At 70.3% G+C, this 16,030-nt stretch carries 13 protein-coding genes; 8 read left to right on the top strand and 5 right to left on the bottom strand.

The genetic code is table 11. The features are described 5' to 3' along the window. Nucleotides 1-16: 16 nt before the first annotated feature. The 4 genes from OXS27_RS14380 (at nt 17) to OXS27_RS14395 (ending at nt 4,717) form a co-directional block, all read left to right on the top strand. Nucleotides 17-1,552 (top strand): sugar ABC transporter ATP-binding protein, encoded by a 1,536-nt coding sequence (locus OXS27_RS14380; RefSeq protein WP_267356842.1) that lies wholly within the window; start codon nt 17-19, stop codon nt 1,550-1,552. Next, nucleotides 1,552-2,526 carry an ABC transporter permease gene (locus OXS27_RS14385; protein ID WP_243923953.1) on the top strand — a complete coding sequence of 325 codons (975 nt, stop codon included), beginning with the start codon at nt 1,552-1,554 and terminating at the stop codon, nt 2,524-2,526. Before OXS27_RS14380 ends, OXS27_RS14385 begins: the two co-directional genes overlap by 1 nt. After that, nucleotides 2,526-3,539, top strand: coding sequence for a galactofuranose ABC transporter, permease protein YjfF (gene yjfF / locus OXS27_RS14390; protein WP_267356845.1), 1,014 nt, complete (start codon nt 2,526-2,528; stop codon nt 3,537-3,539). Before OXS27_RS14385 ends, yjfF begins: the two co-directional genes overlap by 1 nt. Nucleotides 3,540-3,775: 236 nt before the next feature. After that, a complete protein-coding gene (locus OXS27_RS14395) occupies nt 3,776-4,717 on the top strand; it encodes a dihydrodipicolinate synthase family protein (RefSeq protein ID WP_267356847.1) in 942 nt (313 codons plus the stop codon). A 95-nt stretch (nt 4,718-4,812) separates the two neighbouring features. Here the strand turns inward: OXS27_RS14395 and OXS27_RS14400 are convergent, their stop codons facing one another. After that, nucleotides 4,813-6,084 carry an efflux RND transporter periplasmic adaptor subunit gene (locus OXS27_RS14400; RefSeq protein WP_267356850.1) on the bottom strand — a complete coding sequence of 424 codons (1,272 nt, stop codon included), beginning with the start codon at nt 6,082-6,084 and terminating at the stop codon, nt 4,813-4,815. A 143-nt stretch (nt 6,085-6,227) separates the two neighbouring features. Between OXS27_RS14400 and OXS27_RS14405 the strand changes: the two genes are divergently transcribed. From OXS27_RS14405 to purD, 3 genes are all read left to right on the top strand, one after another. After that, entirely contained in the window at nt 6,228-7,451 is a 1,224-nt protein-coding gene (locus OXS27_RS14405) for an oxalate decarboxylase family bicupin (RefSeq protein ID WP_276592667.1), read from the top strand. Between the two features lie 73 nt (nt 7,452-7,524). After that, entirely contained in the window at nt 7,525-7,851 is a 327-nt protein-coding gene (locus OXS27_RS14410) for a hypothetical protein (RefSeq protein WP_267356852.1), read from the top strand. Nucleotides 7,852-7,947: 96 nt separating this feature from the next. After that, nucleotides 7,948-9,222, top strand: coding sequence for a phosphoribosylamine--glycine ligase (purD, locus tag OXS27_RS14415; protein WP_267356854.1), 1,275 nt, complete (start codon nt 7,948-7,950; stop codon nt 9,220-9,222). 65 nt (nt 9,223-9,287) lie between these two features. Here purD and ggt read toward each other — a convergent pair whose 3' ends face one another. Together ggt and OXS27_RS14425 are read right to left on the bottom strand one after the other, a co-directional pair. After that, nucleotides 9,288-11,075, bottom strand: a complete 1,788-nt coding sequence (ggt, locus tag OXS27_RS14420; RefSeq protein ID WP_267356856.1) for a gamma-glutamyltransferase — start codon at nt 11,073-11,075, stop codon at nt 9,288-9,290. A 135-nt stretch (nt 11,076-11,210) separates the two neighbouring features. Next, nucleotides 11,211-12,221: a 1-aminocyclopropane-1-carboxylate deaminase gene (locus OXS27_RS14425; RefSeq protein WP_243923933.1), complete on the bottom strand. Its 1,011-nt coding sequence runs from the start codon at nt 12,219-12,221 to the stop codon at nt 11,211-11,213. 240 nt (nt 12,222-12,461) lie between these two features. On the opposite strand from OXS27_RS14425, the gene OXS27_RS14430 reads away from it, so the two are divergent. After that, on the top strand, nt 12,462-12,926 hold the full coding sequence (locus tag OXS27_RS14430; protein ID WP_267356858.1) for an Lrp/AsnC ligand binding domain-containing protein: 465 nt from the start codon (nt 12,462-12,464) through the stop codon (nt 12,924-12,926). A gap of 60 nt (nt 12,927-12,986) precedes the next feature. Here the strand turns inward: OXS27_RS14430 and OXS27_RS14435 are convergent, their stop codons facing one another. Together OXS27_RS14435 and OXS27_RS14440 are read right to left on the bottom strand one after the other, a co-directional pair. Next, nucleotides 12,987-14,330, bottom strand: a complete 1,344-nt coding sequence (locus tag OXS27_RS14435) for a replication-associated recombination protein A (RefSeq protein WP_267356860.1) — start codon at nt 14,328-14,330, stop codon at nt 12,987-12,989. A 60-nt stretch (nt 14,331-14,390) separates the two neighbouring features. Beyond that, on the bottom strand, nt 14,391-15,842 hold the full coding sequence (locus OXS27_RS14440) for a Do family serine endopeptidase (protein ID WP_267356862.1): 1,452 nt from the start codon (nt 15,840-15,842) through the stop codon (nt 14,391-14,393). Nucleotides 15,843-16,030: the final 188 nt, after the last annotated feature.

Below are 16,030 nucleotides of genomic sequence, written 5' to 3' on the forward strand. Positions count from 1 at the left end.
CCCTGCGAGCGGTCCCGTGTACGACACGCCCCTTCTCAGCGTCCGCGGGCTCTCCAAGAGCTTTGCCGGGCACCAGGCCCTCGCGGGGGTCGACTTCACCCTACGCCGGGGGGAGATCCATGCCCTGCTGGGCGAGAACGGCGCCGGCAAATCGACCTTCATCAAGACGCTGACCGGAATCGTCCGGCGCGATGCCGGCGCGGTGTGGCTCGACGGCGTGGCGATCGCGCCGCGCTCGGCGGAGGAATCGGCCCGGGCCGGCATCGCCACGGTCTACCAGGAGGTCGGCCTGCTGCCGAACCTCACCGTGGCGCAGAACCTGTTCCTCGGCCGCGAGCCGACCCGGTTCGGACTCGTGCGCGGCCGGGCGATGCGGCAGCGCACGTCGGAACGCCTGGCGGAGTTCGGCCTTGCGATCGATGTCGGCGCGCCGCTCGGAAGCTTCCCGGTGGCGGTGCAGCACCTCGTGGCGATCGCCCGGGCGGTGGACCTCTCGGCCCGGGCGCTGATCCTCGACGAGCCGACCGCGAGCCTCGACACCCACGAGGTCACGGTGCTCTTCGGCGTGATGCGCCGGCTGGCCGCGCGGGGCATCGGCATCGTGTTCGTCACCCACTTCCTGGAGCAGGTCTACGCGATCACCGACCGGATCACGGTCCTACGCAACGGCCGGCTGGTCACCGAGCGCGAGACCGCGCATTTCCCGCGCCTCGACCTCGTGCGCACCATGCTGGGCCACGACATCGCCGAGGAGGAGGCGCGGTCGGAGACGGGGCCGCGGGCCCAGCGGATTGGGGCCGGGCCCCCGGTCCTGCGCGCGGAAAGACTCGGCAAGGTCGGCTATCTCCGGCCCGTCGACATGACGGTGGCGCGCGGCGAGGTGGTGGGCCTCGCCGGCCTCCTCGGCTCCGGCCGGACCGAGACCGCCCGCCTGCTGTTCGGGGCCGAGCGCCCGGACCAGGGCCGCATCCTGCTCGACGGCAGGCCGACCCGGATCGCCAACCCCCGGGACGCGCTGCGCCACCGCCTCGGCTATTGCCCGGAGGAGCGCAAGACCGACGGCATCGTCGCCGACCTGACCGTCCGGGAGAACATCGTGCTGGCGCTCCAGGCTCGGAAAGGCCCGTTCCGGCCGTTGAGCCGGGCGGCGCAGGATCGGATCACTCGTGACTTCATCGCCAAGCTCGACATCCGGCCGCCCGATCCGGAGCGGCCGATCGGGCTCCTCTCCGGGGGCAACCAGCAGAAGGCGCTGCTGGCGCGCTGGCTCGCCACCGAGCCGCGCCTGCTGATCCTCGACGAACCGACAAGGGGCATCGATGTCGGGGCCCATGCGGAGATCATCCGGCTGATCCGCAGCCTGTGCGATGCGGGCCTCGCCCTGCTGGTGATCTCGTCCGAGCTGGAGGAGATCGTGACCTATTCCGACCGGGTGATCGTGATGCGCGACCGCGCCCAGGTGGCCGAACTCGCCGACGGGGCGATCGACGTCACCGCCATCCTCCGGGCCATCGCGGCGGAAGCGCCTGCTCCCGTGCCGGAACCCGCCTGATGCGTGCGCTGCGTGCCGGAGCGCCCCAGCTCCTCGCCTTCCTGGCCGTGCTGCTGGCCGACCGGCTGGTGGCCCCGCAATTCCTCGACGTGCATTGGCAGGACGGGCGCCTGTTCGGCAACCTCGTCGACGTGTTCAACCGCGGCGCCCCGGTGGCGCTCCTGTCGCTCGGCATGGTGCTGGTGGTGGCCACCGGTGGCATCGACCTGTCGGTGGGCGCCGTGATGGCGATCGCCGGCGCCGTGGCGGCGAGCCTCGCCGACACGCAGCCCTTGCCGGTGGTCCTCGGCGCCGCGCTCGGCACCGGTCTTCTTTGCGGGCTCTGGAACGGCCTCCTGGTGGCGGTGCTGCGCATCCAGCCGATCGTCGCCACCCTGATCCTGATGGTGGCCGGCCGCGGCATCGCCCAGCTGATCACCGAGGGGCGGATCATCACCTTCGCGTCGCCCGATCTCGCGTTCCTCGGCGGCGGCGCGCTCGTCGGCGTGCCGATGCCGGTGGTGCTGGTCCTCGGGATGCTCGTCCTCACCCTTGCGCTGGTGCGCGGCACGGCGCTCGGCCTGATGATCGAGGCGACCGGCGGCAACGCCCGGGCGAGCGCGCTCGCCGGCATCGACACGCGCGCGGTGACGCTCGCGGTCTATGCGTGGAGCGGCCTCTGCGCGGCTTTGGCCGGCGTCGTCGCGGCGGCCGACATCCTGGGGGCCGACGCCAACAATGCCGGGCTGTGGCTCGAACTCGACGCGATCCTGGCCGTGGTGGTGGCGGGCTCGTCCCTGCTCGGCGGGCGGTTCAGCCTGTGGCTCGCGGTGCTCGGGGCCTTCCTGATCCAGGCGATGAATACCGGCATCCTGCTCTCCGGCCTGCCGCCGGAACTCAACCTCGTGGTCAAGGCCGCGGTGGTGCTGGCGGTGCTGCTGCTGCAATCGCCGCGCCTCGCCGGCCTGTCCCTGCTGCTGCGGAAGCCGTCGTGATGAGCCGCAACCTCCCGGTCCTCGTGGCGGCCCTGCTGTTCGCGGCCGGCTACGGCCTGTGCGCGACGCAGTACCCCGCCTTCCTGACCACGCGGGTCGTCGGCAACCTGCTCACCGACGGCGCCTTCCTGGGCATCGTGGCGGTCGGCACGACCTTTGTGATCATCGCGGGCGGCATCGACCTGTCGGTCGGCTCGGTGGTCGGGTTCACCACGGTGTTCCTGGCGCTGGCGATCGAGCGCTGGGGCATCCCGCCGCTCGCGGCCTTCGGGATCGTGCTCGCCGCCGCCGGCTTGTTCGGCGCCGCCATGGGCGCGCTGATCCACGTCTTCGATATGCCGCCCTTCATCGTGACGCTCGCCGGCATGTTCCTCGCGCGGGGCGCCGGCTTCCTGCTCTCCACCGAGTCGGTGCCGATCAACGCCCCCCTGTACGGGGCGGTCTCCGACCTGTCGCTGAGCCTGCCCGGCGGCGGGCGGCTGACCCTGACGGCGGGGATCATGCTCGGCGTGTTCCTGGTGGGCGGGGTGGTGCTCCGCGCCACGCGCTTCGGCGCCACGGTCTACGCGCTGGGGGGCAGCCGCCAGACCACGGCGCTCATGGGCGTGCGGGTCGGGCGCAACATCGTGGCGGTCTACGCCCTGTCGAGCCTGCTCGCGACCCTCGCCGGGATCGTGTTCTCCCTCGACACCGCCTCGGGCACGCCGCTCTCGGCGGTGGGCGTGGAACTCGACGCGATCGCGGCCGTGGTGATCGGCGGCACGCTGCTCTCCGGCGGCCAGGGCGGCCTGCTGGGCACGTTCCTTGGGGTGATGATCGGCGGCCTGATCCAGACGGCCATCACCTTCGACGGCACCCTGTCGAGTTGGTGGAGCAAGATCGCCACGGGGCTGCTGCTGTTCGCCTTCATCGCCCTGCAGCAGGGCTCGGTGGCGCTGGCCGGTCGCTCGGGACGGCGGGCTCGCGCTTCGGCTGGGGCGACGGTTGTCCGGCCGGCGGAGGCCCGGGCTTGATCCCGGGTTTCCAAAGGGCTGAAGCCCTTTGGTGGGTTGTCAGGGCGAAGCCCTGACCGTCTCAGGCGCAGCCCGACGTTCGAGCTTCGCTCGACACCAGGGCTCTGCCCTGGACCCGCGAAAGGTCTCGACCTTTCGAAACCACGACCTGATCCGGCCGCCATCGGCTAAAGATTTTCCGGCCGACCGGGCCTATGGTCCCCGCCCGCAGCGTCCCGCGACGGAGGAAAACCGGCATGCCCCTCACCAGCGACATTCGCGGCGTCGTGCCGATCGCCCCGACGCCGTTCCACCCGGATGGCCGGATCGACGAGACCTCCCTCGACCGGATGACCGACTTCTTCGGCGCGGCCGGCGTCGACGGCCTGACGATCCTCGGCCAGCTCGGCGAGGCCGGCAAGCTCGACCATGCGGAGGGGATCGCGGTGGCCAAGCGCGTCCTCGGGCGCACGCGGCTGCCGGTGATCGTCGGTGTCACGGCGCCGGGCTTCGCGGCCATGCGGTCGCTGGCCCGGGAGGTGATGGAGATGGGCGCGTCCGGCGTGATGATCGCCCCGCCCAACACGCTCCGCACCGACGATCAGGTGGCGGGCTATTACCGCAACGCCGCCGAGGCGATCGGTTCGGACGTGCCTTTCGTGCTGCAGGACTACCCCCTCACCTTCTCGGTGCAGATGACCCCCGGCGTGATCCGCCGGATCGTCACCGAAAACCCCTCCTGCGTGATGCTCAAGCACGAGGATTGGCCCGGGCTGGAGAAGATCTCAACCCTGCGCGGCTTCGAGGCGGACGGCTCGATGCGCCACATCAGCATCCTCGTGGGCAATGGCGGCCTGTTCCTCGATTTCGAGACCGAGCGCGGGGCCGACGGCGCCAATACCGGCTACGCCTTCCCGGAGATGCTGGTCGACGTGGTCCGCCTCGGCCGGGCGGGCGAGCGCGACGCCGCCCACGACCTGTTCGACGCTCACCTGCCCTATCTCCGCTACGAGCAGCAGCAGGGCCCGCTGGGGCTGGCGGTACGCAAATACGTGTTCCAGCGCCGGGGGATTTTTTCCTCCGATGCGCAGCGCAAGCCCTCACAGGCCCTGACCGCGCCGGCCAAGGCCGAGGTCGAGTACCTGCTGGCCCGCCTCGCCCGGACCGACAGCCGGGCGCGGCTGGATCCCGTCGGCTAAGCCGTGGCGTCGCGCCCCTGAAACGGGTTTCCAAAGGGCTTGCAGCCCTTTGGCGGGTGTTCATCAGGGCAGAGCCCCGATGAACACCCGGCCGCTCACGCCCCCGCCTTGCCCTCGGGCTGCGGCGTGACCCGGTCGCCGTCGCGCAGGGAGGCCGGGGGGCCGACGATCACCCGCTCGTCGCCGGTCAGGCCCGAGCGCAGCTCCAGAGCCGTCCGGGTCTGGCGGAAGATCGTCACCGGGCGCATCCGCGCCACCGCGTGCCCGTCAGCCTGCGTTTCGGCCACGGCTACGCGGGTCCCGTGCTGGTCGAAGATCAGGGCGTCGCTCGGCACCGTCACGGCCGGCGCGACCCGCGGGATCTCCAGCGTCAGGGTGATGTAGAGGCCCGGCCGGAGCACGGCGTCGGGGTTGGGGATGTCCACCTGGGTGACCAGGATGCGCGAGGCGTAGAGCAGAGCCGCCGACGAGCGCGAGACCGTGCCGGGAAACACCTTGCCGGGGATCTGCGCCACCTCGACCCGGGCGGCGAGCCCGTCGCGCACGCCGTCGGCGGCGTAGAGCGGCACGTTCACCGCCATACGCAGCACGTCGTCCCGGTTCAGCGTCAGGAGCGGCAGCCCCGTATTGGTGTCTGCCGTGACCGCGTCGCCGACATCGTTGTTGCGAGCCGTCACCACCCCGTCGAAGGGCGCGCGGATCTCCTCGAAGCCGGTCAGGACCTTGAGCCGGGCGACCTGCGCCTCCTGGGCCGCGATGTTGGCCTCGGCGACCTTCACGGCGGCCTTGACGGCGTCGACATTGGCGGTCTGCGCCAGCACCCCGGCCTGCGACGTGTCGGCGTTCTGCCGGGTCTCGGCCCCGGTGCCGGCGAGCGTCGAGGTCCGGCGGTTGGTCACGTCCGCGAGGTGGCGGTTGGCGTCCGCCTGATCGACCATGGCGCGGGCCTGGATCAGCGCCGCCTGCAGCTGCACGACCTGCGCCTGCGCCTGGACGAGCTGCTGGTCGAGATCGGGGGCGCTGATCCGGAACAGCAGGTCGCCCGCCTTCACGTGCGAGCCGATATCGACCTTGCGCTCGACGATGTAGCCGGTCGCCCGCGGGTAGAGATTCGCCGTGTCGAAGGCCTGGGTGGTGCCGGTCTGGGTGAGGGTCAGGGGGCCGGAGGCCTGGGCGGCCTTGGCCACCCGCACACGCGGCGGCTGCGTCGCGGCGGCTTGCGGCGGGCTCGCCGCCCGGGACGCGTCCGGCCAGGAGCGGTATCCGAGGAAGCCGGCGCCCGCCAGCATCAGGAGGACGAGCCAGACGCGGCCGCTTCGTGCGGGCGGGCCGGCTTGATCTGTTGCCGAACTGTCCCGGTCCGCCATCCTGCCCTCGGGTCGCGCCCAGCACTGCCGTCAACACATAGTCCGCTGACCGGGTCCGGGCGAGATGCCGCACTGCACGATCAGGCGCGGATCCTCGGATCCCGTGTTCGGTTTCCCTCCCAGACACCAGGGACCGATCCACGATGACCGAGATTTCCAGGCGCGCCATCATCGCCGCCGGCGGCGCGATGATGGCGTCGCCCGCGGCCGCGCAATCCTCCGGCCCATCGGGTCCTGTGCCCGCGCGCGGCACGAAGGGCGCCGACATCCTGGGACCGCGCAACCTGCCGCGGGCCGCCGAGGAGCCCTTCACCCTCGCCCCGCCCGCCACCGACCACGGCACGATGCCGAATCTGAAATGGTCCTTCGCCGACAGCCACATGCGGCTGGAGGAGGGCGGCTGGGCGCGCCAGACCACGATCCGCGAATTGCCGATCTCGAAGGCCATGGCCGGGGTCAACATGCGGCTCAAGGCCGGCGTGGTCCGCGAGATGCACTGGCACAAGGAAGCCGAGTGGTCCTACATGATCAAGGGGAAGGCCCGGATCACCGCGGTCGATCAGGACGGGCGCACCTTCGCGGACGATGTCGGCCCGGGCGACCTCTGGTACTTCCCCGGCGGCATCCCGCATTCGATCCAGGGGCTTTCCGCCGACGGGGTCGACGGCTGCGAGTTCCTGCTCGTGTTCGACGACGGTGCCTTCTCGGAGGATTCCACCTTCCTGCTGACCGACTGGCTGGCGCACACGCCGACCGATATCCTGGCCAAGAATTTCGGCTTGCCGGAGAGTGCCTTCGCCAAGATCCCGCAGAAAGAGCTTTATATCTTTCCCGGCCCGAATCCGGGGCCGCTGGCTGCCGACAAGATGGGCGGTGCCGGCGAGATCCCGAAAACATTCAGTCATCGGATGCTGGCGCAGGAGCCGGTCCGCACCAAGGGCGGCCGCGTGCGCATCACCGACTCCACGGTGTTCCCGGCCTCGGTCACAATCGCGGCGGCTCTGGTCGAGGTCGAGCCCGGAGGGCTGCGCGAGCTGCACTGGCACCCCAACAGCGACGAGTGGCAGTATTACCTGTCGGGCAAGGGCCGGATGACCGTGTTCGGCTCGGAATCGAAGGCCCGCACCTTCGACTATCAGGCCGGCGACGTCGGCTACGTGCCCTTCGCCATGGGCCACTACATCGAGAACACCGGCGACACGGTGCTGACCTTCCTGGAGATGTTCAAGAGCCCGCGCTACGCCGACATCTCGCTGACCCAGTGGCTGGCGCTGACGCCCCATCCCCTGGTGCAGGCCCATACCGGCCTGGATCCCAAGCAGGTCGAGGCCCTGCCCGAGACTAAATCACCGGTTGTGCCGGGTTGACGCGCCCCGGAACTTGGCGCGACTTCAATACGTCGACCGTAGAGATAGATCGGTCCCTCTTACGGAGAGCCTCATGCGCGCCGCATCCCGCGCGCTCCTCGTCCTGGCGCTCGCCCTCCCGGCGGGCACGGCCCGGGCCCAGGTGCAGCAGAACGATCCGAACGCGGCCAACGCCTCGTTCGCCCTGCAGAGTCAGATCCGCACGCTCAACCAGCAGCGGGTCACGGATTTCAACACGTTGAATCAGTCGATCCAACGCAACGTCCAGTTCGAGTCCTTCGGGCCGGTCCTGCCCTACTGGGGCGTCTATGGCGGGCACCCTGGCGTGCGCCAGCCCGGCACCCATGGCCTCGTCCGGCGGGGCGGCGGCATCAACACGAGTGTATGCACCGGCTGCTGAGCGGCCGGGATACCTGCGCAGAGCGGGGAAAGTCCGAAAAAAACCTTTCCCCGCCCGCCGGCTTCGCCCAGAACCTGGGCCCATGGTGGCGTACGCATGAATATCCTGCTGATCGGCTCCGGCGGCCGCGAGCACGCCCTGGCTTGGCGACTGGCTCAGAGCCCGCTCTGCAGCCGGCTGTTCACCGCACCCGGCAATCCGGGCACCGCCCGGCACGGGACCAACCGACCGGACCTGATGATCTCGGATCACGCCGCGATCGCTGCCTTCTGTGCTTCGGAATCGATCGGCCTCGTGGTGGTCGGCCCCGAGGCGCCCCTGGTCGCCGGGCTGGTCGATGATCTGAAGGCCGCCGGGATCCGCGCCTTCGGCCCGACCCGCGACGCCGCCCGGCTCGAGGGCTCGAAGGGTTTCACCAAGGATCTCTGCGCCGCCTGCGGCATCCCCACCGCCGCCTTCGCGCGCTTCACGGCGCTGGAGCCGGCCCTGACCTATGTCCGGCAGCAGGGCGCTCCGATCGTCGTGAAGGCCGACGGGCTCGCCGCCGGCAAGGGCGTCACCGTCGCCGAGACCCTGGACCAGGCCGAGGACGCCCTGGCGTCGCTGTTCGAAGATCCGGGCGCCGAGGTGGTGGTCGAGGAATGCCTGTTCGGCGAGGAGGCCAGCTTCTTCGCGCTGTGCGACGGCACCCGGGCGATCTCCCTCGGCACCGCCCAGGACCACAAGCGCGTGTTCGACGACGACCGCGGCCCGAACACCGGCGGCATGGGCGCCTATTCCCCGGCCCGGGTCGTCACCCCGGAGATCGAGGCCCGGGTCATGGCCGAGATCATTGCCCCGACGCTCGCCGGCATGCGGGCGCGCGGCTGCCCGTTCACCGGCATCCTCTATGCCGGCCTGATGCTCACCGCGGACGGCCCGAAGCTCATCGAGTACAACACCCGCTTCGGCGATCCCGAGGCACAGGTGCTGATGCCGCGCCTCGCCTCCGACCTCGTGCCGGCGCTGCTCTCGGCCTGCGACGGCGACCTCTCCGGGGTCAGCCTGGAATTCGACACCCATCGGGCCGCCCTCACCGTGGTGATGGCGGCGGCCGGCTATCCGGGGGCCGTGGTGCGCGGTTCCGTGATCCGGGGTGTCGAGGAAGCCGAGGGCGACGGCGTGTTCGTCTTCCAGGCCGGAACCCGGGCCGAGAACGGTCATCTGCTGGCCGATGGCGGCCGGGTGCTGGCGATCACGGCGCTGGGCGACAGTGTCACCGATGCCAAGAATCGCGCCTACGCGGCGGTGGCCCGGATCGACTGGCCGGAAGGGTTCTGCCGGCGCGACATCGGCTTCCGGGCCGTGGCGCGCGAAGCCGGACAGGGCTGAAAAGTCCCGGTTTCAAAAGGTCGTCGACCTTTTGCGGGTGCAGGGCATAGCGCTTTGGGAACCCGTTACTCGCCCACCGCCGCCCCGGCGGGTCTCCGGTTGTCGTTGGCGCCGTAGAGCAGCCCCGGCCGCATCCGCCCCGTGCGCGAGGCGTCGTTGCCCGAGGAGGCAGCCTCCGGGGCGTCGGGCGTGGCGGCGCGCACCGCGATCAGCTCCTCCGCCCCCCAGGGCTTCTGCTCGACGATCGTGTGGCCCATGCCACGCAGAATGCTTTTCGTATCCGCCGAGAGCGCGAAGGGCTCGGCGTAGACCGTGTCGGGCAGCCATTGGTGGTGGATGCGTGGGGCATCCACCGCCGCCTGCGGCTCCATGCCGAAATCGAGCATGTTGATCAGCGTCTGCGCGTTGATCGTGATGATCCGCGAGCCCCCCGGCGAGCCCGCCACCAGCGCGACCTTGCCGTCGCGCAGCACGATCGTGGGCGCCATCGAGGAGAGCGGGCGCTTACCCGGCTGGATCGCGTTCTTCGTGCCCTGCACGAGGCCGAACAGGTTCGGCACCCCGGTCTTGACCGTGAAGTCGTCCATTTCGTCGTTCAGCAAGAACCCCGTGTCGCCCGCGATCACCCCGGCGCCGAAATAGCCGTTGATCGTGTAGGTGAGCGAGGCCGCGTTGCCGGCCCGGTCCATGACCGAGATGTGGGTGGTCTCGGCCCGCTCGTGGGTCTCCAGGCCCGGATCCGGGCGGATCTCGGCCGATGGGGTCGCTCGGTCCGGCTGGATCGAGGCCCGGAGCTTGTCCAAGTAGGCCGGCGACAGGAGCTGGGCGACCGGATTCGCCACGAAGGCCGGGTCGCCGAGCAGCAGGTTGCGGTCGGCATAGGCGCGCCGCATCGCCTCGACCATCAGGTGCACGCTCCGGGCGGAGTTGAACCCGGCCGCCGGCAGGTCGTAGCCATCGAGGATGCCGAGAATTTCGCAGAGCGTGACGCCGCCGGACGAGGGCGGGGGCGCCGACAGGATCGTGGCGCCCCGGTAGCGGCAGGTCAGCGGCTCGGACTCCGTCACCGTGTAGGCGGCGAAATCGGCCGCATTCAGCAGGCCGCCGCCCGCCCGGGAGGCCGCCTCTACGGCTGCCGGGATCGCGCCCTTGTAGAACGCATCCGCGCCGCGCTCGGCGATGGCCTGGAGGGTGCGGGCGAGGTCGGCCTGGACAAGCCGGTCGCCGGGCCGCCAGGGACTGCCGTCCGGGCGCAGGAAGATGCGGGCGACGTTTGCTTGCGCGGCGAACAGCTTCGTGCCGGATTCGAGGATGTCGGTGTCGCCCCGAGTCAGCACGAACCCGTCCCGGGCCAGCGCGATCGCCGGCGCCATCACCTGGGCCAGCGGCAGGGTCCCGTACTGGGCGAGCGCGGTGTTGAGGCCGAGTACGGTCCCCGGCACGCCGGCCGCCTTCCAGCCGCGCAGGCTCACACCCGTCACGACGTTGCCGGCGGCGTCGAGATACATGTCGCGCGTTGCGGCCGCCGGGGCGGTCTCGCGGAAATTGATGAAGCGGCTCCGGCCGTCGGCTGCGTGCAGCACCAGGAAGCCGCCGCCGCCGAGATTGCCGCAGCACGGGTTCACCACCGCTTCTGCGTAGGCCACCGCCACCGCGGCGTCGACGGCGTTGCCGCCGGCCCTCAGGATATCGGTGCCCACCTGCGAGGCGAGGCGCTGGGACGAGACAACCATCCCGTTCTCACCCTCCACGGCCGGACCCGAGGCGGCCCGGGCCGGGGGGGCGCCGAAGGGGCTGCCGAAGGCGAGCAGGCTGGCCAGGAGCAGCGCGCGTGCCGGTGCCGGTGCGATCATCCCTGCTGTCTCCGGTGCGGGTCCCGCGCCGCCATATAGGGGACCACACGCCAGAGTCGCTGCTCCCACCCTCCCCCTGATCCTGCGGTGCCGAAATGCGGCTCAGGCGGATGGATGGGAGCTGGCCGATCCGCCTCAGCCGTTGCGGAACGTGTAGCTGTAGCCGTTCAACGCCGGGGCGCCGCCGAGATGGGCGTAGAGCACCTTCGAACCCTTCGGGAAGAAGCCCTTCTTCACGAGGTCGATCATGCCCTGCATCGACTTCCCCTCGTAGACCGGGTCGGTGATCATCGCCTCGAGCCGGGCCGAGAGCCGGATCGCCTCCACGGTCTCCTGCGAGGGCACGCCGTAGACCGGGTAGGCGTAATCCTCGTTGAGCACCACGTCGTCGGCCACGATGTCACCCGCGCCGACCAGGGCGGCGGTGTTCTGCGCGATTTCGAGGACCTGGGCCTTGGTCTGGGCCGGGGTGCAGGAGGCGTCGATGCCGATGACGTTGCGGGCGCGCCCGTCGGCCGAGAAGCCCACCAGCATGCCGGCATGGGTCGAGCCGGTGACGGTGCAGACCACCACGTAATCGAAGCGCAGGCCCATCTCGGCCTCCTGCTTCCGGACTTCCTCGGCAAAGGCGACATAGCCGAGCCCGCCGAACTTGTGCACCGAGGCGCCGGCCGGGATCGCGTAGGGCTTGCCGCCCTCGGCCTCGACCTCGGCGAGCGCGCGCTTCCACGAATCGCGGATGCCGATGTCGAACCCGTCATCCACGAGCTGCGTCTGCGCGCCCATGATCCGCGACAGCAGGATGTTGCCGACCCGGTCGTAGACCGCGTCCTCGTGGGGCACCCAGGCCTCCTGGATCAGCCGGCACTTCATCCCGATCTTGGCGGCGACCGCGGCGACCATGCGGGTGTGGTTCGACTGCACGCCGCCGATCGACACCAGCGTGTCGGCGCCGCTCGCGATGGCATCCGGCACGATGTATTCGAGCTTGCGCAGCTTGTTGCCGCCATAGGCGAGGCCCGAATTGCAATCCTCGCGCTTGGCATAGAGCTCGACCTCGCCGCCGAGATGGGCGGTCAGACGCTTCAGCGGCTCGATCGGCGTCGGGCCGAAGGTCAGGGGATAGCGCTCGAATTTGTCCAGCATCGGGTCTCTCCGGGTCTCGGGACGCGCCCATGGGGCTCGGCCCTGGATGCGTCGAAGCGAGGCCCCGAGGCGGGGTGGGCTGGAAGGCCCGGCTCCGTCTTCGAGGCGCAACAAGAAACTAACCGATCCTTGATGAAAGGTGCTCTCGATCTTGAGCGGAGATATGTCTTCTGCTTGCGCCATCGCGGCAATTTACGGCAGATAGTCTCACATCGACGGTTTAAACTGAAAGAATCCACCATGTCCGTAGGGCTCGACCGGATCGACCAGAAGATCCTGCGGCTGCTGCAGGTCGATGGGCGCATGCCCAATGCCGAGATCGCAGAGCGGGTCGGCACCAGCGCGGCCACCTGCCACCGCCGAATCCAGCGGCTGTTCACGGACGGGTTCGTGCAGGCGGTGCGGGCCTTGATCGATCCGGCCCGGGTCGGCCGCGGCACCCTGGTCTTTGTCGGCGTCGTGCTCGACCGCTCCACACCCGAGAGCTTTTCGGAGTTCGAGACCGCCATGCGGTCGATTCCGGTGCTCCTCGACTGTCACCTCGTGGCCGGCGACTTCGACTACATGCTGAAGATCCGGGTCTCCGACATGGCCGATTTCAACCGCCTCCACAGCGCCACGCTGATCGGCCTGCCGGGGGTGCGCCAGACCCGGACCTTCTTCGTCATGAAGGAGGTGATCGACAACGCGCCGCTGGACCTGTGAAATGGCTCCGCTCCCAAGGATGGCGGCCGCAGCCACCGGCCGGAAACGGGATGAGCCCGGCTACCCTTCCCCGCGCCGCTGCTTCCGGAGCGCCTCCCACCGGTCGAGCCGCTCGGCGAGGCGGGTCTCGTAGCCGTGCTCGGTCGGCTGATAGAGGTGCTGGCGTCCCAGCGCGTCCGGCCAGTAATCCTGCCCCGAGAACGCATCCGGCTCGTCGTGGTCGTAGCGGTAGCCCTCGCCGTAGCCGATCCGCTTCATCAGCTTGGTCGGCGCGTTGAGGATGGTGCGCGGCGGCGGCAGGGAGCCCGCCTCCTTGGCGAGCCGGGTCGCGGCCTTGTAGGCGGTGTAGACCGCGTTCGATTTCGGCGCGCAGGCGAGGTAGATCGCCGCCTGGGCCAGCGCCAGCTCGCCTTCCGGGCTGCCGAGGAAGTCGAACGCATCCTTGGCGGCGTTGGCCACCACCAGGGCCTGCGGGTCGGCGAGCCCGATATCCTCCACCGCCATGCGCACCAGCCGGCGGGCGATGAACAGCCGGTCCTCGCCGGCATCGAGCATTCGGCAGAGATAGTAGAGCGCTGCGTCCGGATCGGACCCGCGCACGGTCTTGTGCAGGGCCGAGATCAGATTGTAGTGGCCCTCCTGGGCCTTGTCGTAGATCGGCGCCCGCCGCTGCACGATTTTTTGCAATTCTTCCGCGTCGAGGGTCTCGCCGGGCTGCGCTGAGCGCCAGACTTCCTCAGCCAGGGTCAGGGCCGCGCGGCCGTCGCCGTCGGCCATGCGGACCAGCACGCCCCGGGCCTCCTCGGTGAGCGGCAGGGCTTGCCCGGTCAGCGCCTCGGCCCGGACCAGCAGCCGCGCGAGGGCGCCCGGATCGAGGGCCCGGAACAGCAGCACCCGCGCCCGGGACAGGAGCGCGGCGTTCAGCTCGAACGACGGATTCTCGGTGGTGGCGCCCACCAGCGTGACGGTGCCGTCCTCCATCACCGGCAGGAAGGCATCGAGCTGCGCCCGGTTGAATCGATGGATCTCGTCCACGAACAGCAGGGTCGCCTGCCCGGTCGCCCGGCGCTTGCGCGCGGCCTCGAACACCTTGCGCAGGTCGGGCACGCCGGAAAAGATCGCCGAGATCTGCTCGAAATGCAGGTCGGTGCCCTGGGCGAGCAGCCGCGCCACCGTGGTCTTGCCGGTGCCGGGCGGTCCCCAGAAGATCAGCGAGCCGAGGGTCCGTCCCCGCAGCAGCCGGGTGAGCGCCCCGCCCTCCCCGGTCAGGTGCTCCTGGCCGACGACCTCGGCGAGGTTTTGTGGGCGCAGCCGGTCCGCCAGGGGCCGGGCGGTCTCGGGGCCGGGCGTGCGGTCGGGTTCCGGCGCGGAGGGCGGCTCCGCGGAGGCGAAGAGGTCGGACATCCGCGCATCAACACCGGGCCTGGGCGGGGGCGCAAGCCGGGTGCCCGCGACGGCAGGGGATCAGCCGCCGAACACCGAGGTGATGACCTCGCCGTTGCGGTTGATTGTGACCTCCCAGGCGTTGAGGCTGTTGCGGGTGACCCGGTCGAGATCCTTGGTGGCCGCCATGGGCACGCCGTTGACCGCCACGATCAGGTCGCCCTTCTGCAGCCCGACCCGAGCCGCGACGGAATTCTCGTCCACCGCCATCACGGCCACGCCGTCCGCCGGAAAATCGACCTGCATCTCCTCGGCCACCGCCGGCGAGGTGTTGACCAGCGTGGCGCCCAGGAACGGCGAGCGGGTCTTCACCTTGAGCGCATCCCGCGGGCGCGTCTCCGGCGAAGGCGCCAGCTTGACGGTGACGGTCTGGCGGTTCGTGCCGCGCAGGATCCCGAACCGGGTCTGGCCCTGAACGCCCTTGAGCGCGAAGCGGTAGCCGAACGCCTCCGGGTCGGCCACCTCCTGGCCGTCCACGGTCAGGATCAGGTCGCCGCGCTTCAGGCCCGCCTCGTCGGCCGGGCTCTTGGCCTGCAGGCTCGCCACCAGCACGCCGGTCGGGTGGTCGAGGCCCATGCTGTCGGCGATGTCGGGGGTCACGCTCTGGATGCGGGCCCCGAGCCAGGGCCGGCGCACGACGCTCGCCCCATCGCGGGCGGCATCGACCACCGCCTTGACCATGCCCACCGGGATCGCGAAGCCGATGCCGTGGCTGCCGCCGGATTGCGAATAGATCGCGGTGTTGATGCCAACCAATTGGCCGCGCAGGTCCACCAGCGCGCCGCCGGAATTGCCCGGATTGATCGCCGCGTCGGTCTGGATGAAGTACTGGTAATCCGCCGAGCCGACCTGGGTGCGGGCGAGCGCCGACACGATGCCCTGAGTCACCGTCTGGCCGACCCCGAACGGGTTGCCGATCGCCATCACGAAGTCGCCGACCTCCAGGGCGTCGGCATCGCCGAACGGCATCGGCACCAGGCCCTTCGGCACATCCTTGAGCTTCAGCACCGCGAGGTCGGTGCGGGTGTCGCGCATCACGATCGTCGCCTCGAACTCCCGGCGGTCGGCCAGCGCGATTCGCACCTCGTTCATGTTGTCGATGACGTGGTTGTTGGTGATCACCAGCCCGTCGGCATCGACCAGAACGCCGGAGCCCAGCGACTTCTGCGCCCGCTCGCCCCTGGGGCCGCGGCCACCCTCCGGCTCGCCGAAGAAGCGGCGCATGAATTCCTCCATGGCGCTGGAGCGCGCGCTGGAACGCTTGTCCACGTGCGAGGCGTAGACGTTCACCACCGAAGGCGCTGCGCGCTTCACCACGGGGGCGAAGGACAGCTGCACGTCGGCCTTGCTGAGGGGCACGGCCTTGCCGGGACTCCCTTCCTTCACGCTCTCCGTACGCGCCATCTGAGCCGTGGCCGGGCCGGCGGCCAGCAGGGCTGCGACGAGGGCGGGCAGGGCGAGGCGGATCAGCATACAGGGCTCCGACGTGAGGGCGCGCGCGGTCCTGGATACGAAGCGGACGCGCGCACTGCAGCCCTACGCTATCGAGGCGGATTGCGGCAGGTCCACGACACCTTCGCCGAAAGCCGCGTGAGCGATGAACCGAAGTGCAGCCAAGCTGATCTCGTCGGCATCTGCAGGCTCCGAACAGCAAAAGCCCT

The organism is Methylobacterium sp. GC_Met_3, assembly GCF_026540775.1.
Lineage (GTDB): Bacteria > Pseudomonadota > Alphaproteobacteria > Rhizobiales > Beijerinckiaceae > Methylobacterium.

Bases quoted from the DNA above. Each gene is read 5' to 3' on its own strand.
- OXS27_RS14385 (WP_243923953.1), top strand. From the start codon at position 1,552: ATGCGTGCGCTGCGTGCCGGAGCGCCCCAGCTCCTCGCCTTCCTGGCC.
- yjfF (WP_267356845.1), top strand. From the start codon at position 2,526: ATGAGCCGCAACCTCCCGGTCCTCGTGGCGGCCCTGCTGTTCGCGGCC.
- OXS27_RS14395 (WP_267356847.1), top strand. From the start codon at position 3,776: ATGCCCCTCACCAGCGACATTCGCGGCGTCGTGCCGATCGCCCCGACG.
- OXS27_RS14400 (WP_267356850.1), bottom strand. From the start codon at position 6,084: ATGGCGGACCGGGACAGTTCGGCAACAGATCAAGCCGGCCCGCCCGCA.
- OXS27_RS14405 (WP_276592667.1), top strand. From the start codon at position 6,228: ATGACCGAGATTTCCAGGCGCGCCATCATCGCCGCCGGCGGCGCGATG.
- OXS27_RS14410 (WP_267356852.1), top strand. From the start codon at position 7,525: ATGCGCGCCGCATCCCGCGCGCTCCTCGTCCTGGCGCTCGCCCTCCCG.
- purD (WP_267356854.1), top strand. From the start codon at position 7,948: ATGAATATCCTGCTGATCGGCTCCGGCGGCCGCGAGCACGCCCTGGCT.
- ggt (WP_267356856.1), bottom strand. From the start codon at position 11,075: ATGATCGCACCGGCACCGGCACGCGCGCTGCTCCTGGCCAGCCTGCTC.
- OXS27_RS14425 (WP_243923933.1), bottom strand. From the start codon at position 12,221: ATGCTGGACAAATTCGAGCGCTATCCCCTGACCTTCGGCCCGACGCCG.
- OXS27_RS14430 (WP_267356858.1), top strand. From the start codon at position 12,462: ATGTCCGTAGGGCTCGACCGGATCGACCAGAAGATCCTGCGGCTGCTG.
- OXS27_RS14435 (WP_267356860.1), bottom strand. From the start codon at position 14,330: ATGTCCGACCTCTTCGCCTCCGCGGAGCCGCCCTCCGCGCCGGAACCC.
- OXS27_RS14440 (WP_267356862.1), bottom strand. From the start codon at position 15,842: ATGCTGATCCGCCTCGCCCTGCCCGCCCTCGTCGCAGCCCTGCTGGCC.